The organism is Advenella sp. EE-W14 (genome assembly GCF_012923605.1).
Taxonomy (GTDB): domain Bacteria; phylum Pseudomonadota; class Gammaproteobacteria; order Burkholderiales; family Burkholderiaceae_B; genus Advenella; species Advenella alkanexedens.
In genome coordinates this window covers 34,943-60,280 of record NZ_JAAVNG010000001.1, presented here as the reverse complement: position 1 = coordinate 60,280, position 25,338 = coordinate 34,943, and the positions used below count along the sequence as shown (strand labels likewise).

Annotated in this window: 24 protein-coding genes and 1 pseudogene; 12 read left to right on the top strand and 13 right to left on the bottom strand. The window is 47.6% G+C overall.

Going from position 1 to position 25,338, the window contains the following annotated elements; all coding sequences use genetic code 11:
• The gene (locus HCX92_RS00275) at positions 1-342 is read left to right on the top strand and encodes a hypothetical protein (RefSeq protein WP_169292919.1); all 342 of its coding nucleotides are present in this window, start codon (positions 1-3) and stop codon (positions 340-342) included.
• A gap of 159 nt (positions 343-501) precedes the next feature.
• Here HCX92_RS00275 and HCX92_RS00270 read toward each other — a convergent pair whose 3' ends face one another.
• Positions 502-813 carry a helix-turn-helix transcriptional regulator gene (locus HCX92_RS00270; RefSeq protein ID WP_169292918.1) on the bottom strand — a complete coding sequence of 104 codons (312 nt, stop codon included), beginning with the start codon at positions 811-813 and terminating at the stop codon, positions 502-504.
• Positions 814-957: 144 nt separating this feature from the next.
• Here HCX92_RS00270 and HCX92_RS00265 point away from each other — a divergent pair, with 144 nt between their 5' ends.
• On the top strand, positions 958-1,857 hold the full coding sequence (locus HCX92_RS00265) for an MBL fold metallo-hydrolase (protein ID WP_169292917.1): 900 nt from the start codon (positions 958-960) through the stop codon (positions 1,855-1,857).
• Between the two features lie 93 nt (positions 1,858-1,950).
• Here the strand turns inward: HCX92_RS00265 and HCX92_RS00260 are convergent, their stop codons facing one another.
• Positions 1,951-2,850, bottom strand: coding sequence for a LysR family transcriptional regulator (locus tag HCX92_RS00260; RefSeq protein ID WP_169292916.1), 900 nt, complete (start codon positions 2,848-2,850; stop codon positions 1,951-1,953).
• A gap of 143 nt (positions 2,851-2,993) precedes the next feature.
• Between HCX92_RS00260 and HCX92_RS00255 the strand changes: the two genes are divergently transcribed.
• The 4 genes from HCX92_RS00255 (at position 2,994) to HCX92_RS00240 (ending at position 5,626) form a co-directional block, all read left to right on the top strand.
• Positions 2,994-3,536 (top strand): cytochrome b, encoded by a 543-nt coding sequence (locus HCX92_RS00255; RefSeq protein WP_169292915.1) that lies wholly within the window; start codon positions 2,994-2,996, stop codon positions 3,534-3,536.
• Between the two features lie 21 nt (positions 3,537-3,557).
• Entirely contained in the window at positions 3,558-4,130 is a 573-nt protein-coding gene (locus tag HCX92_RS00250) for a YceI family protein (protein WP_169292914.1), read from the top strand.
• Between the two features lie 62 nt (positions 4,131-4,192).
• On the top strand, positions 4,193-4,762 hold the full coding sequence (locus HCX92_RS00245; RefSeq protein ID WP_169292913.1) for a YceI family protein: 570 nt from the start codon (positions 4,193-4,195) through the stop codon (positions 4,760-4,762).
• A 159-nt stretch (positions 4,763-4,921) separates the two neighbouring features.
• Entirely contained in the window at positions 4,922-5,626 is a 705-nt protein-coding gene (locus tag HCX92_RS00240; protein WP_169292912.1) for a glutathione S-transferase N-terminal domain-containing protein, read from the top strand.
• 58 nt (positions 5,627-5,684) lie between these two features.
• Here HCX92_RS00240 and HCX92_RS00235 read toward each other — a convergent pair whose 3' ends face one another.
• Together HCX92_RS00235 and HCX92_RS00230 are read right to left on the bottom strand one after the other, a co-directional pair.
• Positions 5,685-6,353 (bottom strand): OmpW family protein, encoded by a 669-nt coding sequence (locus HCX92_RS00235; RefSeq protein WP_169292911.1) that lies wholly within the window; start codon positions 6,351-6,353, stop codon positions 5,685-5,687.
• 143 nt (positions 6,354-6,496) lie between these two features.
• Entirely contained in the window at positions 6,497-8,362 is a 1,866-nt protein-coding gene (locus HCX92_RS00230) for a bifunctional UDP-sugar hydrolase/5'-nucleotidase (protein WP_169292910.1), read from the bottom strand.
• Positions 8,363-8,488: 126 nt separating this feature from the next.
• Here HCX92_RS00230 and map point away from each other — a divergent pair, with 126 nt between their 5' ends.
• Entirely contained in the window at positions 8,489-9,286 is a 798-nt protein-coding gene (map, locus tag HCX92_RS00225; RefSeq protein ID WP_169292909.1) for a type I methionyl aminopeptidase, read from the top strand.
• A 124-nt stretch (positions 9,287-9,410) separates the two neighbouring features.
• Here the strand turns inward: map and HCX92_RS00220 are convergent, their stop codons facing one another.
• From HCX92_RS00220 to HCX92_RS00210, 3 genes are all read right to left on the bottom strand, one after another.
• Positions 9,411-9,734: a DUF1971 domain-containing protein gene (locus HCX92_RS00220; RefSeq protein ID WP_169292908.1), complete on the bottom strand. Its 324-nt coding sequence runs from the start codon at positions 9,732-9,734 to the stop codon at positions 9,411-9,413.
• A gap of 37 nt (positions 9,735-9,771) precedes the next feature.
• A complete protein-coding gene (locus HCX92_RS00215; protein WP_169292907.1) occupies positions 9,772-11,100 on the bottom strand; it encodes a ferric reductase-like transmembrane domain-containing protein in 1,329 nt (442 codons plus the stop codon).
• Positions 11,101-11,444: 344 nt separating this feature from the next.
• On the bottom strand, positions 11,445-12,965 hold the full coding sequence (locus HCX92_RS00210) for a catalase (protein ID WP_169292906.1): 1,521 nt from the start codon (positions 12,963-12,965) through the stop codon (positions 11,445-11,447).
• A gap of 391 nt (positions 12,966-13,356) precedes the next feature.
• Here HCX92_RS00210 and HCX92_RS00205 point away from each other — a divergent pair, with 391 nt between their 5' ends.
• On the top strand, positions 13,357-13,779 hold the full coding sequence (locus HCX92_RS00205; RefSeq protein WP_169292905.1) for a copper resistance protein NlpE: 423 nt from the start codon (positions 13,357-13,359) through the stop codon (positions 13,777-13,779).
• A 75-nt stretch (positions 13,780-13,854) separates the two neighbouring features.
• Here HCX92_RS00205 and HCX92_RS00200 read toward each other — a convergent pair whose 3' ends face one another.
• Positions 13,855-15,084: a CaiB/BaiF CoA transferase family protein gene (locus tag HCX92_RS00200; protein WP_371808373.1), complete on the bottom strand. Its 1,230-nt coding sequence runs from the start codon at positions 15,082-15,084 to the stop codon at positions 13,855-13,857.
• Positions 15,085-15,160: 76 nt separating this feature from the next.
• A complete protein-coding gene (locus HCX92_RS00195) occupies positions 15,161-15,733 on the bottom strand; it encodes a LuxR C-terminal-related transcriptional regulator (RefSeq protein WP_371808372.1) in 573 nt (190 codons plus the stop codon).
• 203 nt (positions 15,734-15,936) lie between these two features.
• On the opposite strand from HCX92_RS00195, the gene HCX92_RS00190 reads away from it, so the two are divergent.
• From HCX92_RS00190 to HCX92_RS14815, 3 genes and pseudogenes are all read left to right on the top strand, one after another.
• Positions 15,937-17,463 (top strand): class I adenylate-forming enzyme family protein, encoded by a 1,527-nt coding sequence (locus tag HCX92_RS00190; protein ID WP_169293012.1) that lies wholly within the window; start codon positions 15,937-15,939, stop codon positions 17,461-17,463.
• Positions 17,464-17,493: 30 nt separating this feature from the next.
• Positions 17,494-18,570 (top strand): annotated as a pseudogene (locus tag HCX92_RS14820) (FAD-dependent monooxygenase); the annotation flags it as partial.
• Positions 18,568-18,858 carry a tripartite tricarboxylate transporter substrate binding protein gene (locus HCX92_RS14815; protein ID WP_256368571.1) on the top strand — a complete coding sequence of 97 codons (291 nt, stop codon included), beginning with the start codon at positions 18,568-18,570 and terminating at the stop codon, positions 18,856-18,858. The pseudogene HCX92_RS14820 and the gene HCX92_RS14815, both read left to right, overlap by 3 nt.
• A 320-nt stretch (positions 18,859-19,178) precedes the next feature.
• On the opposite strand, the gene HCX92_RS00175 is transcribed toward HCX92_RS14815, so the two are convergent.
• Complete coding sequence (locus HCX92_RS00175) at positions 19,179-19,739, bottom strand: TetR/AcrR family transcriptional regulator (protein WP_169292902.1); 561 nt, start codon at positions 19,737-19,739, stop codon at positions 19,179-19,181.
• 103 nt (positions 19,740-19,842) lie between these two features.
• Here HCX92_RS00175 and HCX92_RS00170 point away from each other — a divergent pair, with 103 nt between their 5' ends.
• Positions 19,843-20,343 (top strand): HPP family protein, encoded by a 501-nt coding sequence (locus tag HCX92_RS00170; RefSeq protein ID WP_169292901.1) that lies wholly within the window; start codon positions 19,843-19,845, stop codon positions 20,341-20,343.
• A 213-nt stretch (positions 20,344-20,556) separates the two neighbouring features.
• On the opposite strand, the gene HCX92_RS00165 is transcribed toward HCX92_RS00170, so the two are convergent.
• From HCX92_RS00165 to dnaN, 3 genes are all read right to left on the bottom strand, one after another.
• Positions 20,557-21,423, bottom strand: coding sequence for a delta-class carbonic anhydrase (locus HCX92_RS00165; RefSeq protein ID WP_169292900.1), 867 nt, complete (start codon positions 21,421-21,423; stop codon positions 20,557-20,559).
• 262 nt (positions 21,424-21,685) lie between these two features.
• Positions 21,686-24,136 (bottom strand): DNA topoisomerase (ATP-hydrolyzing) subunit B, encoded by a 2,451-nt coding sequence (gene gyrB, locus HCX92_RS00160; RefSeq protein ID WP_169292899.1) that lies wholly within the window; start codon positions 24,134-24,136, stop codon positions 21,686-21,688.
• A 91-nt stretch (positions 24,137-24,227) separates the two neighbouring features.
• Positions 24,228-25,337: a DNA polymerase III subunit beta gene (gene dnaN, locus HCX92_RS00155; protein ID WP_169292898.1), complete on the bottom strand. Its 1,110-nt coding sequence runs from the start codon at positions 25,335-25,337 to the stop codon at positions 24,228-24,230.
• Between the last annotated feature and the right edge of the window lies 1 nt (position 25,338).

The following is a 25,338-nucleotide window of genomic DNA, read 5'->3' as shown; positions in this document are numbered from 1 at the left end:
ATGACTGAATTGTTACTGGGCCTGAATATTTTGTATGAATGGTTTTTGTTAAGTCCTGTTTTGCCAACAGTAATGGCGGTGTTGTTAATAGCCGCTTATGTGTGGGCGATGGCCAGGAAACCGCTTAACTGGAAAGGCAGCTGGCCACTTAGCTGGAAGGTGGGGTTATTGGTGGCAGTTGCCGCGTTTTTTGGCGTCCCATGGTGGGTGGATTCTTCGGTAACTGAACTAAACTATCTTCCCGACTGGTTGTTGAATATATCAATGGCCATTGGCATTGGTGTTTATGGAGCCTTGCTGGTGTGGCCTTTGTTTGGCATCATACGAAAAGCCAGAGCGTAACATGACAAATATGGCCTGTTGATCTTTCTGAAGGATGATTATTTCCGCCTGTTCGATCAACTTGTCATTTTGAAAATAAAAAAACGGGTCTGCTGATTTTATCGGATCCGGTTTTTTTTGGAGGGTTTAAATATATTGCCACTGGCGTTATAAGGCTATTTATTGGTTTGTTTCAGCCCCAGAGCCGGAACAGTAAATTTTGTACAGGGCGGCAATAATGGGCTCGGCGTTTGCCGTGCTTAAACGATAGGTCAAAGTACGCTGATCGCGCGTGAAATCAACCACATTTTCGCTACGCAATTTGGCCAGGTGATTGGACATGGACGTTTGGCTGATGCCAACGATTTTGGTCAATTCGGTAACGTTACGCTCGCTTTCAAGAAGCGCGCATAAAATCAGCAAACGGTGAGGATGTGCGATAAGTTTTAAAAAGCGGGCCGCTTTCTCGGCACTGGCAGCCATGTCTTGCATAATGGATCCGTATAATTGAAGAATGCTGTAATTATAGGCATTGCGATAGTAACAATCAATAAATATCAATATATTTAAATTTCATGATTTATTGATATAATAGCGACAAGACTATTATTACCCTATAACAGGAGTGCTCCGTCCATGAATGATTCAAACATCCCGCAAACCGATCAATTAATCAAACCGCTGGTGACTGCTTTTTTTGATGAACAAACCAATACTTATTCCTATATTGTGCAAGACCCGTTGTCCAAGGCCTGTGCCATTGTGGATCCTGTTTTGAATTTTGATTATCCATCGGGAACAACCAGTTATGAGGGGGCAGACGCCATTATTGCGGCGGTTAAGCAACAGGGTTTGCAAACCGAGTGGATTATTGAAACGCATGCCCATGCCGATCACTTGTCCGCCGCTCCCTATATCAAACAGGCCCTGGGTGGGAAAATCGCCATTGGTGAAAAAATAACCACGGTTCAGAAAACCTTTGGAAAATTGTTTAATGACGGTCCGGGTTTTGCGCGTGATGGAAGTCAGTTCGATTATTTGTTCAAAGAAAACGAGACCTATAAAATTGGTCATCTGACAGCTACCGCCTTATATACGCCTGGTCATACGCCTGCCTGCATGAGTCATATTATTGGTGATGCCATTTTTGTTGGTGATACTATTTTCATGCCCGATGGTGGTACTGCCCGTGCCGATTTTCCGGGTGGTGATGCTGCCGAACTCTATCGTTCCATTCATAAAATATTAAGTCTGCCAGGTAATTACCGTATCTTTGTATGTCACGATTACGCCCCTAACGATCGGGAGTATGCGTGTGAAACCACGGTGGCAGACCAGTTAAAGCATAATATTCATGTGAAGGAAGGCATCAGTCTGGAAAAGTTTGTGTCAATGCGCCGGGCTCGTGACAAAACCCTTGGCATGCCACGCCTTATTTTGCCCTCCCTGCAAGTAAACATAAGGGCGGGCAATATGCCAGAACCCGAAGACAACGGGCTTGTTTATTTAAAATTACCGGTGAATGCGTTTAAATAAAAATGAACGACCGCCACTAAACGCTATGCGTTCAGGTGGTGGTTTTCTGCTGCCCGGTTATGTGCGTGAATTCAAGTCAGGGGATGATTTCAATTATGAGTCTTGCATTTCCTGCTTGAACAAATCAATAAATGCCTGTGTTCGGGTAGGTAACAGCCGTCTTCCGGGGGTGACGCACCAGACCGTATCGGCAGGCATCGACCACTCTGGCAAGACGCGCAGCAGACGGCCTTCTTTTTCATAGGTACGTGCAAACATTTCTGACAGCCCTACAATACCCATGCCCTGAGCGGCCAGATCCTGGTGCAGGCCTAGCGAGTTCGATGAAATCCTGTGCAGGGGCAAGCCCACCCATTCTTCTTTACCGTTATTCAGTTTCCAGGGGAGAAAATCTCCCCGGCTGTTAATCAATACCATTCCCTGGTGCTTGAGTAAATCTTCGGGTGATGAAGGCGTGCCGTGTTTTTTCAGATAAAACGGGTTGGCATAAAGGCCATTATTCAGTACCGCTATTTTGCGAGCAACCAATGTACTGTCATCGGGCAAAGCAGGAGCGATACGAATGGCAATATCAAAACGCTCCACAATCAAGTCCACCCGTCTTGCCGACAAATCCAACTCAATGCAAACCTGAGGATACTGACGGGTAAATTTCTCGAGGAACGACACCAGGGCAAATTCCTTGAACTCAGTGGGCATGGAAACCCGTAATTTTCCTTGTGGTGTGGTTTGCCGATTCTGGGCAAATGCGCTGGCTGCCTCGGTTTCTTCCAGCAGTCGTTTGGCATGCTCCAGTATTCCTTCGCCAAAATCGGTAATTGCCAGTTTACGGGTACTGCGGGTAATCAGCTTTTCGCCCAACAGGGTTTCCAGTTCACTGATACGCCGTGACAGGGTGGATTTTGGCAGACCTGTGTGATCGGAAGCGGCAGAAAAACTGCCATATTCCATAATATGGGCAAACAAAATCAGGTCATTTGGATTCAAAGTCATGGTTTTTATCCCTTATTATTCCACTGATGGGACAAGTATATCCAAATTAAGACCTTCTGCTTTCAGGCAGGATTGAATAGAATATTTAAAATAAATTCATTGTTATTGATGTATTCATTAATTTTATGGAAGGAGGCGGTCCCATGAGCCAACGATATACCACTACCGCAATTGCCATTCATTGGTTAATGGCATTGGGCCTAAGTGGTACCTTTGCCTTGGGTTTTTATATGCAGGACCTGCCTTTGTCTCCGTCAAAGCTGCAGTTTTACGCCTGGCATAAATGGGCGGGCATGGCCATGCTGATCCTGGTATTTGTCCGGCTGGCCTGGCGCATAACCCATGCTTCTCCTCCATTACCGGGCACCATGTCCGGATTCATGCGATTTATGGCGCATGCCGCTCATTGGGTGCTGTATGCACTGATGATGGCGATTCCTTTAAGTGGCTGGTTGATGAGTTCGGCACAGGGATTCCAGGTGGTCTGGTTTGGCATTTGGCCTTTACCTGATTTGGTGGGCAAGGATGCGGTGCTGGGTGAATTACTGAATACGGTGCACTGGGTCTTGAATTACGCTTTACTGGTTTTTGTGGGCTTACACATTGTTGCGGCGCTTAAGCATCATATTGTGGACAGGGACGATATTCTGACACGCATGATTCCGGTTCTGGACAAACAGAAATAAACGAATTATCAGGAGAAACACATGTTGAAACAGCATTTGCGTCATTTTTTTACCGCTACAGCCTTGTTGCTTGCCATGACGGGTACTGTCAGTGCGGTTGAATATAAAACCATTGATCCATCGGCCAGCAAATTGTCATTTACCTATAGCCAGATGAACGTCAATATGGATGGGCACTTCAAGCAAGTCAATGCATCACAATTCAGTTTTGATCCTGCCGTGCCGGAACAGGCTCGTGTGATCATTGAAATACCGCTTGCGGATATTGATGCCGGTTATGGTGAAGCCAATGAAGAATTGAAAAAAACCGAATGGCTGGATATATCCACTTATCCGGTTGCCAAATTTGAGTCTGTCAAGGTCCAGGCCTTGGGTGACAACCGTTTCCAGGTGGATGGCAAGCTTGACATCAAGGGCAATACCCGTGACGTATCCATTCCATTCACGTTTTCTGAAAAAGACGGTCAGGGTATTTTTGAAGGTGAATTTGCTTTCAAACGGGCCGATTTTAAAGTGGGTGAAGGCATGTGGGGAGATTTTGGCATTGTAGCCAATGACATCCGGATTACATTCAGTGTGGTGGCAGGACAATAATCCTGTCGGTTTATACCCAACAATATATTTGAGTTATTTTTTATTAAATGAAAGGATTTATCATGAAAAAACATCTTATTGCAGCCGCGTTTGCAACGCTTATCGCTTCACCTGCCTTTGCGGCCACCGAAACTTATAACATTGACCCAAGCCATACATTCCCGCGCTTTTCTTATGACCATATGGGCATGTCCAAGCAGATTCTGCGTTTTAACAAAACCTCAGGCACTGTACAGCTGGACAAGGAAGCCAAAACCGCTGCCGTTGATATCACGGTAGACATGAAATCCATTGATACCGGTTTTGAACTGTTTGATGAACATATCCAGGGTGAAGATTTTCTGGATACAGGTAAATTTCCAACCGCCACGTTCAAATCCACCAATGTGGTCTTTGAAGGTGATAAGCCGGTCAGCATCGACGGTGACCTGACCATCAAGGGCATTACCAAACCGGTAACCCTTACCATCACTTCTTTTGTCAATATGCCTCATCCCATGTTGAATAAAGATGCCATTGGTGCCAACGCCACCGCCGTCATCAAGCGGACCGAATTCAATGCCGGTAAGTTTGCACCCGGCGTGGGTGATGAAGTTACACTGGATATCGCATTGGAAGCCGTCAAGCAATAATCGGATTATTTGAATCATGCCCGATATGATTTTCATATCGGGTCGTTGCAAATCATTCCTTGCTGGCACACATAACAAGCGGGCTCTTTAACTGGGCCCGTATATTTGCCAGGATGTATTCGGATTGATGGCTGTTTATTTTTTCCACAGGAGTTTTACATGTCGGATTTATCGGATTTCCCCATTACCAAACGTTGGCCCGCCCAGCATCCTGACCGTTTGCAACTGTATTCATTGGCCACTCCCAACGGGGTCAAGGTGTCAATCATGCTGGAAGAAATCGGTTTGCCTTATGAGGCTCATTACGTGGATTTTGGAGAAAACGAAAGCCATACACCTGAATTTTTGTCATTGAATCCCAACGGCAAGATTCCGGCCATTCTGGATCCGAATGGTCCTGGTGGTAAACCCCTCCCCCTGTTTGAGTCAGGTGCGATTTTGCAATACCTGGCTGAAAAATCGGGTAAATTGCTGCCCACAGAGCCTGCCCTGCGTTACGAAACTATCCAGTGGGTGCATTGGCAGATGGGCGGTGTAGGTCCCATGTTTGGGCAACTGGGCTTCTTTTACAAATTTGCGGGCAAGGAATATGAAGACAAACGTCCTTTGGAACGATATCGTGCCGAATCCAAGCGTTTGCTGGGTGTGCTGAATACGCGCCTTGAAGGCCGGGATTGGGTCATGGGCAATGAGTATACGATTGCCGATATTGCCTTGCTGGGTTGGGTGCGTAACCTGATTGGTTTTTATGAAGCCAGGGAACTGGTTGATTTTGACAGTTTTGGCAATGTGGCCAAATGGTTGGAGCGTGGCCTGGCCAGACCGGCTGTACAGCGCGGACTGGAAATTCCAGTTAAAGCTTAAATGTTTTAAAGTATTTAAAAAAACCCGGATGGTATCAAGTCCGGGTTTTTTTGTTGGATTAGAATCGGTAGCCAACACCCACGGTAGCTACCCATGGATCAATTTTGGCAGTTCCAATGCGTTGTCCGTCAAGTTTGACTTTGGAGTCTATATCGATATAACGCAAATCGGCATTCATGAACCAGCGTTCGCTTAAGCGGATATCGACACCCACCTGTGCGGCAAGACCCCATGAATCTTCAAGCTTGAGCTTTTTGAAACCCAGGTCTTTGAGTGCACCCTGGGGTTTTGTATCGAAGAATTTTGTATAATTCAAGCCTAAACCAACGTAGGGCTGGATATCTGAGTCAGGGAGAAAGTGCCATTGGACGCTAAGGGTTGGAGGCAGATGTTTTGTTTTGCCAATTTTTCCGATATCGCCTCCCAGGTCTGGGGCATCACCATAAATTTTGTGGCTGAACGGCGTTGCTGCCAGTAATTCTATACCGACATTTTTCGTGGCCATGTAAGTCAGGCTAATGCTGGGTTGCATGTTGTTGCTAACGTTTAAATCTATACCATTTGGAACCAGGGCCTTGCCTACGGTGCCGTTATTGGACTTTGGCATGACACCGGTAACGCCTGCCTTGACAAGCCAGTCGCCGGCTTCGTGAGCCAGGGCAGGTGTAGCGGCAAAAATACCCATGGCCACTAAACAACCGGTTACTACTTTAGGTGTGAACTGCATCAGATTTCTCCACAAACAGATAAAAATTACATTAGGCTCTAGATTGATGCAAAAGGTAACTATTTGTTTTGAGCCATATCAAATTTTGTAATGGAGCTGAAACAATATATTGTTCGAAATCAAATGTTGCTGCGATTCCACCCTTATTTTTTGAGAAAACCAAGCCATTTATCCAGGGATGGCATGCCCTTTATGGTTTGCGTACTGTATTCCGGGTCGGGCAAACGCTCAAGCGTCGGGTGAGATTGCACGTATTTGAGGAAACTGTCTGCATAGGGCAGAAAAGTATCTTCACGGGCAATCTCTGGTGCCGTGGCAAAGTGCTGATAGCCATCCTTGCCATCTGCCAGAAAATCAATGGTTATCACTTTGTAAGTGCTTTCCGGATTCAGGGCCACCCAGGAACCGTCTTCCTGCCGGGTTTGCAAATTAGTCAGCCGATTCTGCTTTGGTGCCATCAGGTCAAGATCCCAACGCAAGCCAGCTGCATAAGGGTATGAACCGGTATTGCCGGCAAGCACCGAGTCAATGGCATCTTCCAGCACTTTTTTGAGATCATGGCCTTTCATGGTTAGTCTGACCAGCATGTTTCTGAATGGCAGAACAGTGTAAATATCTCCAACCGTTATCGGTCCTGCCGCAATATCCGTGCGGACGCCACCGCCATTTTGAATCGCGATATCGGCTCCACCAAAATGTTTCCCCTGCATTAGAAAGGCATGGGCGACCAATTGCTGCATATCTCCGCCATGAGGATTGGGATGTTGCCTGACATCACAGCCAGCCAGTTTTGAGTTGCCAGCCCCGGCCAGGCCAGGGAATCGGCGACTGCAAATATCGTAAGGGGCTGTGCCAACCGGTTGGCTGGCAAATGCCAGCAGTTTTTCACGATGCGGTTCAAGCACTGACTGTGCGCTGGCAGCCGGTTCAATGGGCATGATTTCTGTTTGTGCAGCCAAATCGGCCAGAATGGCTTGTTGTTCCTGGACGTTGACGGGATTTCCCTTGCGATTGAAATCGGTACCGATGAGTACATGTGCTTGTCCCTGGCAATCACTGACGTTACCATCTGCATCAAAACGAACATTGAGTTCACCGACTACTGAACTGTACTGCCAGGCCTGCACCAGACAAACCGGCTGATGATCGGCATTGACAAGTCGTGTGGGGTAAGGTCCCTTGGGTTCCAGACCATAATCATCCAATGCTTTGCTGCCCAGTAAGGTATGGGAATCGCCACCTATAATCACATCGACCCCCGATAATTGCTGTGCCAGTTTTTGTTCGGCAGCATAACCCAGGTGGGCCAGCACGATAATCCGGTTAATGCCTTGCTCAGTCAGCCGGTTAATTTCATTTTGCACCGCTTCAAGTTCATCACTCAGGATCGTGCCCGCATCAGGACGTGAGGCGTTTTGAGTTTTATAGGCAGTGGTTACACCCACGATACCGATTTTATGGCCGCCACGTTCCAGCACAATGGATGGTTTGATGACGTTGCCGCCCAGTGGCGAATTGGGACCAGGCTTAAGATTGCTGGAAAGCAGTGGTGTCTGGCAGTTTGGATGACTCCCGAGCATTTCGATAAAGTTGAATAATGCCAGATCACCCAGGTCCAGTTCGTGATTACCAACGGTCATTGCATCAAAACAGACGGTATTCATCAGGTCGGCATCGGCCTGCCCCGCTGACAGGCTATGGTAAAGCGTGCCGGTTGTGGCATCACCGGCATGCAGCTTCAGAACATTTTCCTTGTTTTGGGCCAGTGATTCAAAAGCAGCGGTTACTCTTGCGAATCCACCCATGCTGACTGAAACCGGTTCACGTTGAGGTTGTTTACCTGTCTTTAATAACAGGCTGCCAGGATAGTCATCCAGATTGGAGTGGTGGTCATTGATATGCAGAATAGTCAGTTCATTGGCGTTTGAAACAGGAGTCGGGGTTTGCCCAATAGCAATACCCGAACAGCATAGACCCAGAATGAATACGAATGACTTGTGCAATTTCATGACTTTACCTTTAGATATGCTACGGAATATGCTAGCAGAAAGCCAGGCATGGAACGTCAGCAAAATAAAAAAAACTGAAATGTTATACTCATAACAATAAATTTCGACTATTAAGAGTATCCGATAATGAGCAGGAAAAAAGTCCCCATCAATACGCAGGAAGATATCGCCAAAGCCCGAGAAGCCGCAAGGTTGGCTGCAGATGTCCTGCACATGATTGCACCTTACGTTCAGGCAGGTATTACCACCGAAGAACTGGACCGGATTTGTCACGATTATATTGTTGATGTACAGAAGGCCATTCCAGCCAACGTGGGGTATTGCGGGTTTACCAAAACCATTTGCGCATCGGTCAATCACGTCATTTGTCATGGCATTCCCTCACCAGGCAAGGTACTCAAGAACGGTGACATCATCAATATTGACGTTGCCGTGATTAAAGATGGCTGGTATGGTGATACCAGTCGCATGTATTTTGTGGGTCCGCCCAGTACCTTGGCCCGTCGTCTGGTTTACACAACGTATGAAGCCATGCGCGCCGGTATCATGCAGGTTCGTCCCGGTGCTACCCTTGGTGATATTGGCCATGCCATCCAGACCGTTGCCCACCGGGAAGGTTTTAGTGTGGTACGTGAGTATTGCGGACATGGTATTGGCAAAATTTACCACGATGAACCACAGGTGCTTCATTATGGCAGTCCTGGTCAGGGCCTGAAACTTGAACCGGGCATGATGTTTACCATCGAACCCATGATTAATGCCGGTAAAAGACATTGCAAGCAACTGGCGGATGGCTGGACGGTTATTACCAAAGACCGCTCCCTGTCGGCCCAGTGGGAACATATGGTGGTGGTGACTGAAGATGGTTTTGAAGTACTGACCCAATGGCCCGAGCACATGCCTGAATATCCCACGATTCCGTGATGAAAAAATCTTGTATGCTATAGCCAGTGTTGGTTATGGCATGCAAGATGGTGTGATTTTTGCCTGGCATCGTACCCGTTTTTTGATGTGGTGGCTTCTGGTTTAAAAAAATGGCCTTGGTGAGTTATGTGTTATCGGGTCTTTTGACATGGTCCTTTGACCGGTAAAAATCAATCTGGAAACTGCCAGGTTGTTCAAACCCGACGTGATGGGCAGAGTCGGGGGCAATCACGATTTCCTCACCGGCATTCAGGACAACGTCTGTGGACGGTTCTGTTTCATAGGTAAAACGCAATGTTCCGCTAATCACCCGTAATAATCCATAGGTACCCGTTTTGACGGAATGACTGGTTTTTAATTTTTCCGGCAAGGTATCCGGTGTGAAAACGGGTGATTGGCTGTAGCATTCCAGCCCTGGTGGCAGGGTATCAGGTAGAGGTAGTGTCATAACAGTTTTCTCCTTGAAAGCACTTTATAAAATGACTTTACCTCATATCAAACAGCTCTTGATGGAAATCGTCTTCAGACAGACCTTTTTCCAGCATACCTTCTTTTAGCGATTTTCCAAAACCTGCGGGGCCACAAAACCAGATGTCGGCGGTTTGCCAGTTTGGTATGATGTTGCAAAGCCGGTCGGCATTAAGTCGTGCATCTTTGCCCGAGACAATGACATGCAAGGTCACTTTTGCCTTTTCCGCGAGTTGCCTTAGTCTTTCAATAAAATCTTCCTGTGGTGCGCTGGTACTGTAAAACAAATGGATCGTCCGGCTATGATTTTCAGCGCCCAATTTTTGCATGTGGGCAATAAATGGGGTAATGCCAATGCCGCCCCCTACCCAAATCTGGTTGGGTTTGTCACCTTTGAACTTGAATAAACCATAAGGGCCTTCCACACTGGCCAAATCTCCTTGTTTAAGGGTTGTTGGCATGAGGTTGGTGTAGTCGCCCAACCCCTTTACCATAAAGCTGATACGGCCGTCATTGTTCCAGGCAGAAGATAATGTAAACGGATGCGCGCCTTCATCTTTATCAAATGTGACAAAAGCAAATTGACCGGTGTGGTGGCCTGGCCAATAACTTAATAAGTTGATGTCTATTTTGAGTACCCGGTTATCCTTAAAGTATTCCAGGTGGCTGATTTCGCCGACCGCTTTACGGTGATGGCCTACTTTTCTGGATAGGGAAATGATGGCGGCACCAGTACCCCCGAGCATGAGAAGCAGCATGACAGGCCCGATGGGTTCCCGCCAGTAATAAAAAGGCATCAGCACCACAGAGTGAAATACAAGAAACAGGTAAACAATAGGCAGCAATCGATGTGTTTTGAAAAAATGCTTATAGGGAAATTTTTTAATCAGAGCCAGAGAAATCAATATGACAACGGCATAAAATGCCCATTCCCCAATGCTTTCAGCCAGGCCACGCTGCGATTGGAAATAGCTGAAAATGGCATTTGCCGGTTCGGCTCTTGGTCCACGGACGGGACGTGCAAGCATGCCCCAACCTACCAGCCATTTGGGTACGTTCACCAGAAGCCAGTGCATAATGGATATAACAAGCCCTGTAATGCCAAGCCATTTATGCAGGCGATAGGTTTTATCCAGACCGCCGGTTAAAGGCTCCAGAAAAACGGGACGCAAAGCCAGGATCATGGCAATGCTCATGGTACCTATGCCAATAATGCCGGTGTGACTCAACAAAGACGACCGAATGGCAAAAAATTGCTTGCTTTGCGAAAGAATGGTGTCAGCCATCAGCCAGAGTAATGTCAGTATTACCAGAATGGCGAAAAATGAAATTTTGATCTTCTTCATGGTTTGACCCTTGCATTTGCCGACACAGGACACAGGAAATAGGAGTGAAAATATTTCGATTACATCAGTGTAACTTTATGTTAATACTAACTGAATCAGTATTCATTGTTGTTTTTAATTTAGCGCTGATTTCTAAAATGTGAGTGATAGAAATCAAGGGTCAATGTTGTTGCCATATTTACTGGTTTCATTGCGTTTCAATTGGGAAAATAGTTGTTTTGTGAATAGATGCCCCAAGATGTTTTTCGCAAAAAAGAAACCCCCCGAACCTGAAAAAGGTTTGGGGGGTTATTCAGTTCAAGAGCTGTATTTTATAGGATATTGCCAACCATTCAGATGTGTGATCACAGAAAACCGGGTTGTCCTTTGGCCGGGTCTGTTTCACGGGCGGCCTGGGCATCGGCCACGGTCATTCCTAATGCTTTGGCCACACCCTCACCATACGCCGGGTCACAGGCATAGCAGTTACGGATGTGGCGGTATTTGATGAAATCAAGCGCATCACCCATGGCTGCTGCCGTGTTGTTGAACAGGGCCTGTTTTTGTGTATCGTTCATTAAATTGAACAGGGCACGTGGCTGGCTGAAGTAATCAGCATCATCCTCGCGGTAATTCCAATAATCGGCATCACCGTTGATTTTCAGTGGTGGTTCTTTGTACTCGGGCTGGGCTTGCCATTGATGGAAGCTGTTGGGCTCGTAGTGTGGCAAACCACCATAGTTGCCATCAACGCGGCCAATACCGTCACGGTGGTTGGAGTGGACCGGGCAACGGGCCTGGTTGACTGGGATTTGCTGATAGTTGGTGCCCAAACGGTAACGCTGTGCATCGGCATAGTTGAACAGACGTGCCTGCAGCATTTTATCGGGTGAAACACCAATACCGGGTACCAGGTTGCTAGGTGCAAAGGCAGATTGTTCAACATCCATGAAGAAGTTGTCGGGGTTGCGGTTAAGTTCAAATTCGCCCACTTCAATCAACGGGTAATCACCATGTGGCCAGACTTTGGTCAGATCAAACGGATGATAGGGTACTTTCTCGGCATCGGTTTCGGGCATGATCTGAACACACATTTTCCATTTCGGAAAATCACCATTTTCGATGGCGTAGAACAGGTCACGCTGGCTGCTTTCGCGGTCTTTGCCAATCAGGGCTTCGGCTTCGGCATCGGTCAGGTTTTGAATGCCCTGTTGTGTAAGGAAATGGAATTTTACCCAGAAACGTTCGTTTTGCGCATTGATGAAGCTGTAGGTATGGCTGCCAAAGCCGTGCATGTGACGGTAAGATTTGGGGATACCGCGGTCAGACATCACAATGGTTACCTGGTGCAAAGATTCGGGCAGCAGGGTCCAGAAGTCCCAGTTATAGGTGGCATTACGCAAATTGGTGCGCGGGTCGCGTTTTACGGCTTTGTTCAGATCGGGGAAATTACGAGGATCACGGAAGAAAAACACAGGTGTGTTGTTACCCACCATATCCCAGTTACCTTCTTCGGTATAAAACTTCAGGGCAAAACCACGGATATCGCGTTCAGCATCAGCGGCGCCGCGCTCACCGGCAACCGTTGTGAAACGGGCAAACATTTCGGTTTTTTTACCGACTTCAGAGAAAATCTTGGCACGTGTATATTTGGTAATATCATTGGTAACGGTGAAAGTACCAAATGCACCAGAACCTTTGGCATGCATGCGACGCTCAGGAATCACTTCACGGACAAAATTGCCCAGTTTTTCATGCAACCAAACGTCTTGGGACAACAGGGGGCCACGTGGGCCGGCGGTTAAGCTGTTCTGGTTATCGGGTACCGGTGCACCAAAATCAGTCGTCAGGTGAGTAACAGGGCATTTTTTGATATCTTGGCTCATTGCATTTCTCCAATGGTAAGGGGGGGTTTCCGGAGTTTCGGAAACGTTTGATGATTCAAATATAGCACATATTTATCAAAAATGAAGTTGCAATAATTTATTGCTATTATAGGTATAATATATCTATCCTTTTATTTAATATAAAAAATTTATTTTACGGGTATATGAATCTTAATTAGCTAAATGTAACCCGCCATCCATCATCCTTGGTTTTCCATATCATTTTGATTTTATTGTATCAGCGGGTTGCACTATCGGTCACCATTACCCATAAGCAGATCAGTTTTTACCATACTTAACTATTTCAACAGGTATCGCTGTAACATTTGTCGTCCATACTGGCTTAAACTGGACATTATTCTTATCGTTCGTGTTGAAAGGGAAATTTGAAATGACAAAAACAGGATTGACTATTTTGCTTGCTTCTTTTTTTGCTGTTGGCTGTGCCAGTAACCCTGCCCGGGACACCCAGGCTCCTGATAGGCATACTGCTGAAATCGCGCTGGATTGGAGCGGTACTTATGGCGGTGTTTTCCCTTGTGCCGACTGTGAGCAGATCCAGGTACAACTGGAATTGCTTCCCAATAAAACCTATAAACTAAGGCAGGAATACGTCACCAATCGTCCCGGTAACAGGGTTTTTGAAACCAATGGCAAATTTGAATTCGACCAAAACAACCCTTCGTTAATCCGTTTGGATGACAAGGCTGACAACAGCGTTTATTTTGTCGGGGAAGGGTATATTGAAGCAAGAGACAGGCAAACCGGCCAGCCCATGTCTACCAAGCTGAATTACAAATTAATCAAAAAATAAATGTATTCCAGCGCTTGGCGCACGCCTTAAGTAGCTGGCGTGCGCCTGTGATTGTCTTTTTTTATGCATCATTTATTATGGCAATGTCAGTACTCCCTTACTGTGCAAATCAGCCAGTTCTTCATCGCTTAGTGCAAGCAGCCGGGTAAGAACTTCACGTGTTCCTTCACCCAATTGTGGTGGTGCATGACGGACGGGAAGGCGTTGTCCGTTCAAGCGGTAAGGAGGAGCAAAAACATGAGTGCTGCCGGCATCCGGATGAGGCATTTTCTCAATCAGGCCACCCTGTCTGGATCGTTCACTGGTTAGTGCTTCATACAAACCGGCCACTTCGCCGCATGGAATACCACAGTCGGTCATGCGGTCCAGTAACTGTTTACGCGGGTATTTCTTGATGGCTTCAACCAAAAGCGGTTGCAGCTCCTCTCTGTACTTGGCCCGTTCCACATTGGAAATAAAGCGGGGGTCTTCAGCCAGTGCCGGGCATTCAATAACCTGGTTACAGAATTTGAAAAATTGTGCATTGTTACCGACAGCAATGATCAAGGGACCGTCAGCGGCTTCAAACATGCCATAAGGCATGATGGAGGGGTGCTCATTACCATAGCGTGGCGGATCTTTCTCCATCAACAGGGCATCCAATCCGTAATAACCGGTAACCATGATGCCGCAATCATATAAAGCAAGTTCAATAAGCCGGCCCAGGCCGGTTTTGCCACGCTTATACAGGGCGGCTAACACGGCCTGGGCCGCGTACATGCCAGTCATCATGTCCACAACCGCCACCCCGAACTTGAGTGGAGGCTGGGTGGCTTCTCCGTTCAGGGCCATTAAACCGCTCTCTCCCTGGATCACAAGATCGTAGCCGGGTCTTTTTGCCTCTGGACCGCGGGTATCATAACCGGCAATGGCGCAATAAATCAGGTCGGGTTTAATGGCTTTAAGCTGTTCATAGCCAAGTCCCAGTTTTTCAGCGCCACCTGTTTTAAAGTTATGAATGACAACATCAAACGAAGGCAGCAGCTTGTAAATAAGTTGTATTCCTTCCTGGCTTTGCAGGTCTATGGTGATTGAACGCTTGTTGCGGTTCATGCTGTTGTAATAGGTCGTTTCGGTTTTACCAATACGCATCCCCCAATCGCGTGTATCATCGCCACGGGCTGGATGTTCCACCTTGACTACTTCGGCGCCAAAATCGGCCAGTACCTGACCGCAAAGTGGTCCTGCAAAAACCCGGGAAAGATCCAGGACACGTATATCATCCAGTGGGAAATCTATATTTGCCGAAAGATTTGAGGTTACCACTCTTATTCTCCATCTAAAATCTGAATTTAAAAATTATCAGGGACCAGTTCTTATTGGCCTGAAGCCAGTTTTGCATTTAACCGATCAGTTTTGCAACAAGTTCATTCGACGAAGTCACTTTAAATTTGCGCATGAGTCTTGCCCGATGGGCATCAACGGTACGGTAACCAATACCAAGCAACTTGCCAATTTCCTTGCTGCTTTTTCCTGCCACAAGAAACTGGGCTATTTCACGTTCACGGGCTGTCAATTCAGTCGTAATCTGCCTTTTTTCTGAAATATCCTCAAACACCCATACTGCTGCAGAAAACGGATCGTTCCTGTTAATGGCCTGCCCGCTTACATGACACCAGAATAACTGTCCGTTATTGCGTTTCATGATGCGATCATCGGAATAACGCCCTTCACTTCGCATAACCATCAGAGCACGGTCACCGATATGCTCAAATTCGGTGGCAGAGGGATACAAAGTGATCAGGGATTTTCCTTTCAGTGCTTCGGATGAATAGCCGAACATGTTGGAAAATGCCCGGTTGCATGACTGCACATAGCGATTGCGGGATACCAACAAACCAACTGGCGCCATATCAAAAGCCAGTAACAAATCATCCTGGGTAGCGGGAGATAAAAGGGGTTTTGTCTCCATCATTAAGCATCCTTTATCGGGTAAACCCTTGCGTAATCAAGCAACTATCAGTATGAGTAAGTATCGGGCATTATAACCATAACCTGATAAAGATAAAAAAGCATAAGGAGGCATAACGTGACTGTATCTATCGTGGGCTGGTCCCATCTCCCATTTGGCCGTCTTGACAATCTCGGCCTTGAAAAACTTATTCTGGAGCAGGTACGATGAATCTTGCACTGTATCTTCAACGCACGGCCACAGCCAATCCCAATGCGCCAGCAGTTTACTCGGGCACACAGTTGCAATTGAATTATGGTGAACTGTTGCAAAGAACCACTGCTCTGGCCGGTTATTTGAAGCATGTGTTTGGGGTAAATCCTGGGGACAGAGTTGGCATTTATGCCACCAACTGCGTTGAGTATCTTGAAATCCTGCATGCTATTTTATGGATCGGTGCGGTATCCGTGCCTGTCAATTACAAGCTTCACAACAAAGAGCTGGACTATGTACTGGCTGATTGTGAAGCGCAGGTATTGATCGTTTCGCAAGCATTGTCTGCCTGTACTGAGAGTCTGGCAAACCCGCCGGCACATATTCTGATTCCGGGTAGTCCTGAATACGAACGAGCCTTGCAGCACGCCCGTGTACCCATGTACGATTGCGGGCCTGACGAGCTGGCCTCCCTGTTCTACACCTCGGGCACAACCGGTCGCCCTAAAGGCGTCATGCAAAGTCATGGCAACCTGCAGGCCATGACCGTCTCCTATCTGACCGATGTGGATACCTCAGACCCTGCCGATGTCATGGTTTATGCCGCACCCATGTCTCATGGTGCCGGTTTGTACAACTATGTCCATATGCTTAGCGGCGCCCGCCATTTGGTACCGTTATCCGGTGGTTTTGACCCGGCAGAGCTGGTGGAACTGGCTGCATCAGTTGGACGGCTGACATTCTTTGCCGCACCCACAATGGTCAAGCGCTTGCTGGATTATGTGATTGACAGCGGTGCTGATATTTCAGGTTTCAAAACCATTGTTTATGGCGGTGGTCCCATGTATGTTGAAGATATCCAGCAAGCTTTACAGATTTTTGGTCCTCGATTTGTACAGATTTACGGACAGGGTGAGTGTCCCATGGCCATCACGGCACTGGCCCGCCAGCATTTGGCAGATGCGGCACATGCTAATTGGAAAGCACGTATTGCTTCGGTGGGTTTGCCACAATCCATGGTGGAAGTCCGAGTCATAAATGGTAATGGCGAATCATTGGATGCAGGAGAAATTGGTGAAGTGGCTGTAAGGGGCGCACCTGTCATGCAGGGGTACTGGCGTAATGAAGAAGCCACACGAAAAACAGTGTGCGATGGCTGGTTGCTTACGGGTGATACCGGTTTTCTGGATGCAAACGGTTTTCTTACCCTGCATGACCGCTCCAAAGACCTTATCATTTCCGGTGGTTCCAATATTTATCCCCGTGAAGTGGAAGAGGTTCTGCTGACGCATGCGAATGTATCAGAGGTTGCGGTCGTGGGCCAATTGGATGCCGAATGGGGAGAAGTGCCTGTGGCTTTTGTGGTGACACGCAAAGGCTGCTGTGTTGAACCAGAAGAGCTGGACCGGCTGTGCCTGGATAATCTGGCTCGCTTTAAACGGCCCAAACATTATCATGTGATTGAGACCTTGCCCAAAAACAGCTATGGCAAGGTTTTAAAAACTGAGCTGCGGCAACGGCTCACAACCAAAAACATTTAAAATTTAAAATAAAAAACCAAGGAGACATGAATGACTGACATACAAGTTCCTGTATTAATTGTAGGCGGTGGCGGCTGTGGCCTGACCACTTCAATCGCGCTTTCCAATCTGGGCATCAAGTCCTTGCTTATAGAGAAACATGAAAAGCAATCCCCCATGCCCAAAGCACGTTACCTGAATCAGCGTACGATGGAGGTTTTTCGCTAGCTGGGGATTGCACAATCGGTGTATGAGCGTTCGGTACCCATTGAATATATTAGTAAAATGCGCTGGTGTACCAGTCTGGGCGGCAACGGTGAATGGGACCGTAAAACCCTCTATGACCTGGAAGCCTGGGGCGGTGGTTCACTGGCACCCGTTTATGAACAGGATAGCCCCTGCAAAAGCACTATCTACCCTCAGGTACGGCTTGAACCCCTATTAAAAGAAAAAGCGGATACCCTTGCTGAAGGTGAATTACGCTTTGGGCATGAGCTGATTACGCTGGAACAGGATGACAAAGGTGTGATTGCTACTGTGCTGGAACGGGCCACACAAAAAACATACCAAATAAGGGCCAGCTACCTGGTTGCGGCAGACTCCGGAAAAACAGTAGGTCCGATCGTGGGTGCCAGACTGGAAGGGACGCCTGAATTACTGGAAATGGTCACGGTCTATTTCAAGGCTGACCTGTCTGGCTGGATTGATGATGATCGCGTTAGCACTTTCTGGTTTGCCAACCCTGAGGGCGATACAACAGCCTGGGGTAGCGGGGTATTGGGCAAATTGGGCCCGACCCGTTTTGACCGCCATTCCGAAGAATGGATGTTTCATTTCAGCTTCAAACCCAATGCTGATGGGCAATATGATGCTGACACCCTAATCCCGCGTATCCGTGAACTGTTGAAAATTCCTGAACTGGATCTTGAGTTATTAGGGATTGGACGCTGGATTGTGCAAGGCGTTTTGGCTAACCGCTATCGCTTTGGACGGGTGTTTCTGGCCGGTGACGCCGCTCACCGCCACACACCCACGACAGGCCTAGGCCTTAACTCGGCCGTACACGATGCCCAGAACCTGGCCTGGAAACTGGCCATGGTGCTAAAAGGCCAGGCCGGAGACGGCTTGCTGGACAGTTTCCCTGACGTACCTGCCATTGCAGAAGCCGGTTTCAAAGATCTGGATGTTTATGCCTGGCAGGGTGTAGTGGTTCCGGCAGGTACGCCCAAAACCATTATTGACACACTTAATACCGGCTTAATCAAGGCAATTGAACATCCGGACACACAAACCCGCCTGCGGACAGCAGGAATGGAAACCCTGACCAGTACGCCACAAGCCTATGCAGAAAAGATTAAAACGGAATCCGCCCTTTGGCAACCGTTTATTAAAGAGTTGAATATTCAGCTAGACTGATTTAACGGTTTATTAAACTGTTTTTTTAGTGGTTGAATTGTCATTATGAATTAGGGCGCCTGTTCTACAGGCGCTTTTGCTTCTTACTCGATCATTTTAATTTTACAAATTAAAATACAGCCTAAGGTTTGTATGTCTGAATTTACTATCCGCTTTGGAACGTAACGGTAGTTAAATCAGTGCGGATCGCCTGCTACAGGTACTAAGCTCAAAGCAGTTAACGCATTTTGCTCATTAGGGATATTATTTTGCTTGTGATGTACTTGCGTTTTTCACCAGCATCGTATAAGAGGATTAATGTATAAATTAAGTATAACGGCTCAAGATCTTGTTGCTGAAACCCATGCCAGACGAGCCAATTCCTGAGCTGTTCCTATTTTTTTCGCCTCATAGCCTTGAACCTGACATGTAACGATTATGCCCTCACCAATCATAAATAGTTGTTCGGCGATATGCTCCGGATGCAACACCCCATCAACAGCAGAACAAATGTTATGCAAAAAAGATTGAACTTCTTTTTTATGTTTAATTGCCTGTTGATGCGGAGAAGTATCCGGATCTGAAAACTCAGCCGTAGCATTAATGAAAGCACAACCATAAAAACCCTCTTCCTGAACCCAACTGACTATGAAGTCAATATAGGAAAGAGGACGTTTTTCAACCATGGCAGCCATTATAAAAGCACGCATTTTTAACATAAACTGGGTATGTCGCAATTCTAATGCAGCTTCAATAAGCGCATCTTTGCTTGAGTAATGACGATAAAGCGTTTTTTTTGTTACGCCTGCTTCCTGGCTTAAAAAATCAACCCCAGAGGCATGAAATCCATAACGATAAAATAATTTTAATGAAGATTCGAGAATGTGTTGTGCTGTACTCATAAAGGATACCGATCGGTTGACATTGGGATACCAATCTGTATACTACACTAAAGCACGCTTTACACCAAGTTTCAATTTCAAGTTATTTTATTAAGGATAAACCATGCCCATTCATCGTTTGCTGCGTTCCGATTCTCCACCTGCTCCACCCCTGAAATTTGTCCTGCTTTCTTCCATTGGAGCCATGATAGCGATTGCCATTATGGGCTGGTTAAGTGTTTTATCGGGAACGCTATGGTTGATGGCGCCCTTTGGAGCAAGCTGTGTATTGGCATTTGGCGTACCCGATTCACCGCTCTCACAGCCACGTGCGATTGTCGGTGGACATTTGGTTTCCACTGCGATTGGCTTAACTGCTTTTGCGGTTTTTGGTGATGGTTGGCTTGCTTGTGCGCTTGGTGTTGGTTTTGCATTGGCCGCGATGCAAATAACCCGTACAGTCCATGCGCCAGCAGGAGCTGATCCCCTTATTGTCATTCTTGCTCATGCCCCGGTAACTTATCTTGTTTCACCTGTTTTGGTCGGGTCGTTAGTGATTGTAATCATTGCGTGGATTGTCAATAATGCGCGCCATGCAAATAGTTATCCCAAGTATTGGATATAAGCAGGCAGTTAGGCGATTCAGATGGCACTAGTTATGCTTGCCAAGGCATTTGTAATGCTGAAAGCATGTGTATCGTAACAGAGTCCATTAGACCTGCATGATATGCTACGCCTGGTTTTCTCCATAACTCTGGCTGCAAAAGACGCATCGTAATACGTTGTTTGGTATGAGGGGTCGCGTTCTCATGCCTGCTCGAATCCGGCGAGCGCCTCACTACATCGGCGAGAGTAAGGCTGGATTTGTGATTAGATTACGTACACCATGGGCGTGATCTTCTTTAAAGACATTATCCTTACACCATTCGCCTATTGAATCGATATGGACTTTAGAAACCTTTGGACGTACACCCCAAGTGACCTGGAAAGGTGAGCCTTGAGTGTTATAGGCAGGACCGGTAGTGGATCCTGTGTATTGTATTGGTTCACCAGTATCCGTAGGGATATTCAAAGCTTGTTTGAAACCGTTCTTCTCACCGACCTGCGTCAGCTTAATGAAGTCCATGGCACGTTTGTCATTCACCAGCACGAATACCTGGGCTTCAACGCGAAGCTGCGGGTTTTTGATGGTGTCGTTCATGCAAGCTCCGAGGGTGACTCCGGGTTGCACCTGAGCCGTGCTGTACACATAATGCAATTCGATTGTGTCACCTACGGCCAAGCCCCCATGATCACTGCTGCAGACTTCATGTGCAACAGGCTTTGATTCGGTTGGACTTAGCGTACCAGAATATTGATAGCCGGAGAGGTTGCCATGGCTATCACCATTGCCAGCGTATTTGATGAATTCACCACCCTTGTGCTCAGCATTATTGTGAAAATGGATGTTGCATAAATTCATTTGTGTATAAGCTGGCGCGTGTTGGAACACACGTGGATTGCTACCAGCCTTGAGATCAATATCTCGCGGCGACTGCGGACCAAAACCTTTGCCCTCGGTGTTCTTCAAGAGTATTGCTTTTTGTTCAGCAATGACAGCATCATGCACCGGGCCGTGCGCCTCATGGGTCGTAGCCTCTCTGGCTATGGACGACAATGGTAATACGACGGTAGTTGCAATGACGAGTAGGGTATGTTTTTTCATTCTAATACTTTCTAAGCTATCGATATAAACTATATTTCTCTCATAGTATAGCTTCTAAATGTTTGGGCAGGACAATAACGATTGAGCAAAAAAAGGGAGAACCTGTCTGGTTACAAAAATGCAAATGTTTTAGTCTACATAAAGGTCCAAAAGATCATCCAAAAAAAACGGCTACCTAAAAAGGTAGCCGCTTTATGACCGAGAACCTCGCTGGCCAACTTATTTATAAAACCTGGGCAACTATTCCGGAAACCAACAGATTTTAAATATCCAGATTAGATGCCATCAGCGCATTGGTTTCAATGAACTCCCTGCGCGGTTCCACCTGGTCGCCCATAAGGGTTGTAAACACATTGTCAGCCGCAATCGCATCTTCAATCTTGACGCGCAGCAGACGACGTGCCGAAGGATCCATGGTGGTTTCCCACAACTGCTCGGGATTCATTTCACCCAGACCTTTATAGCGCTGTTTGGTTACCACGCGTTCGGCCTCGCTGCGCAGCCATTGAACGGCCTCACGGAAATCGTTCACATATTGTTCTTTGCGTCGCTCGCCCTCACCGCGGTAAACCAGGGCACCCTCGCCAACCAGACCTGAAAGGGTTTCGGCTGAACGGGACAGGACGGCATAATCCTTGCTGTCCATGAATTCCTGGTTAAACACACACACACGAACGTTACCATGATGAATGCGCTTGAGAACCAAACGGTGTTTATCCAGTTCTGCATCATATTCCGCTTCTACGGTAACGGCATGTGGCATGGCAGGGTCAAACAGGGCCGCTTGCAGGTCACGGGCCGATTTCCCGGCGTTTTCCGCGTTATCCAGATTAATCTGGACCCCTTCAGCAATGGCTGACAGGGCAGCAGCGTCCATGATGCGGGACAGGCGCTCGATCACTTGGTCGACCGAGACATAAAGCTGAACCCGTGTTTCAAGATCCTCGCCGGTAATGGGCTCTGCGCCTTGATGTGGAATCAGGCCGGCATCTTTAAGGGCAACCTGCTGCATGAATTCGGCTTCTTCGGCTGCATCTTTCAGATAGCGTTCTTCGCGTCCAAATTTGACCTTGTATAATGGTGGCTGGGCAATATATACATAACCGCCTTCAACCAGTTCGGGCATTTGACGATACAGCAGCGTTAACAGCAAGGTACGGATGTGCGCGCCGTCAACGTCCGCGTCGGTCATGATGATGATGCGGTGATAACGCAGTTTGTCGATATTGAAATCGGGGCCAATGCTGGTACCCAGTGCCGTAATGAGGGTGGTAATGGCCTCGCTGGCGATTAATTTGTCGAAACGGGCCTTTTCCACGTTCAGCACCTTACCGCGTAGGGGAAGAATGGCCTGGAACTTACGGTCACGACCCTGTTTGGCTGAACCGCCCGCAGAATCACCCTCGACAATATACAGTTCAGATTTTGCCGGGTCTTTTTCCTGGCAGTCGGCCAGCTTACCGGGCAGGCCGGCACCTTCCAGCACACTTTTACGGCGTGTCATTTCACGTGCTTTACGGGCCGCTTCCCGGGCGCGGGCCGCTTCCACAATCTTGGCGCAAATGGCCTTGGCATCATTGGGATTTTCCAGCAGCCAGGTTTCAAGCGTACGTGAAACCGCTTCTTCGACGGCCGGACGCACTTCACTGGAGACCAGCTTGTCTTTGGTCTGGCTGCTGAACTTGGGTTCGGGCACCTTGACCGATAACACACAGGTCAGGCCTTCACGCATGTCATCACCGGTGGTGTCAACCTTGGCTTTTTTGGCCATTTCATTATCGGCAATGTATTTGTTCAGGCTGCGGGTCATGGCAGCGCGCAAACCGGTTAAATGGGTACCGCCATCACGTTGGGGGATGTTGTTGGTAAAGCAAAGGACGCTTTCACCGTAGCTGTCGTTCCATTGCATGGCAACGTCAACCGTAATGGGGGTGCCACCGGCATCTGATTCGGTAGATACATTGAAGACATTGCTGTGCAAGACGGTTTTTGTACGGTTGATGTATTCAACAAAACCCTTTACCCCACCTGAAAACGCAAAATCCTCTTCTTTGCCCTGGCGCTCGTCAACCAGACGAATCTTGACGCCATTATTCAGGAACGACAGTTCACGCAGGCGCTTGGAGAGGATTTCGTAGTGGTATTCGACATTGTCAAAAATGGTGCTGTCTGCCAGATAGTGTACTTTGGTACCGGTTTTGTCGGTGGTACCAACCACTTTCAGGGGCTCAACCCGTTCACCACGATTGAATTCAATCTGGTGAACCTGGCCATTACGACGAATGGTCAGGCGCAACCATTCTGACAGGGCGTTCACGCATGAGACCCCCACACCATGCAAACCACCGGACACCTTGTAGGAGTTCTGGTCAAATTTACCACCGGCATGCAATTCGGTCATCACGATTTCAGCGGCACTGCGATGGAACTCGTCTTCTTTGTGAATGTCGGTGGGAATGCCGCGACCATTATCGGTAACGGAAATCGAGTTGTCGGTATGAATGGTGACAACGATATCATCACAATAGCCAGCCAGGGCTTCGTCAATGGCATTATCGACAACTTCGAACACCATGTGGTGAAGACCTGTGCCATCGGATGTGTCTCCAATATACATGCCGGGACGTTTGCGGACAGCCTCAAGGCCCTTGAGCATTTTGATGGATTCGGCACCGTAACCTTGATTCGGGGTGTTCGGAGTATTTTCAGACATAATGGAATAACGCTTTTAAAAATCTTGATCGACTGCTGGGAACAGGAAAATATCCGGCCATGACAAGGCCGGAACTTTGATAATGGCCTGATTAAATGCGCATTGGCATAACAACGTATTTGAACTCTGTTTCCTCGGGCAGGCTGATAAGTGCGGATGCATTGACATCCGGCTTGACAGACCAGGTGATTTCTTCGGTTTTTGCCATGGCCAGGACATCCAGCAAATAGCTCACGTTGAAACCAACATCAATGGGTTCAAATTCATAATTTACTTCAATTTCTTCCCTTGCCTCTTCCTGCTCGGCATTGGAGGATGAGATTTGCAGCAGATTGTTTTCAAGATGCAGCTTGACACCCTTGAGCTTGTCAGTCGTTAGAATGGCTGCACGTTGCAGACTGCTTTGCAAGGCTTCACGATTGATATTGAAACTACGGGTATAGTCGGTTGGAATGACCCGTTTGAAATCGGGAAATTTACCCTCCACCAGCTTGGAAATGAGTTCCACATCACCAAAAGTGAAACGGATCTGGCCAGCCGCCAGGTCTATGGTAACGGGCTCATCGCTTTCATCCAGCAGACGCTGCATTTCAAGAACGGTTTTACGTGGGACAATAACCTCGTGACGCTCGCCAATGCTTTCAACCGCTTCGGCCGCATGGGCCAGGCGGTGACCATCGGTGGCGACGGTGCGAACCATACCCTCCTCAAACACCATGAGCATGCCATTCAGATAATAGCGGATGTCCTGCTGGGCCATGGCAAAGTGCACCATATTAAACAGCTTGCGCAAGGTTCTTTGTGGCATGGACAGGCTCAGGTTCCAGCTTTCGGGCTGTGCAACCGTTGGGTATTCGGCACCGTCCAGTGTTTGCAGGGCAAAGCGGCTTTTGCCGGCATTGACGGTCATTTTTCCATCGTTCAGGCCCAGCTTGACTTCTCCGGTGTTGGGCAGAGCCCGCAAGATATCCAGCAATTTACGTGCGGCAACCGTCGTGGATTCCACATCATCACCTACGCCAAAGTCGGCATGTGTAGTGATTTGGACCTCAAGATCGGTTGCAATGAATGCAACACGGTTACCTTCTTTTCGCAACAGGATATTTGCCAGAATGGGCATGGTATGCCTGCGTTCAACAATACCGGCCACTGTCGACAGCGGCTTGAGTACAGCATCTCGGGTAGCTTGTAGCAATTGCATG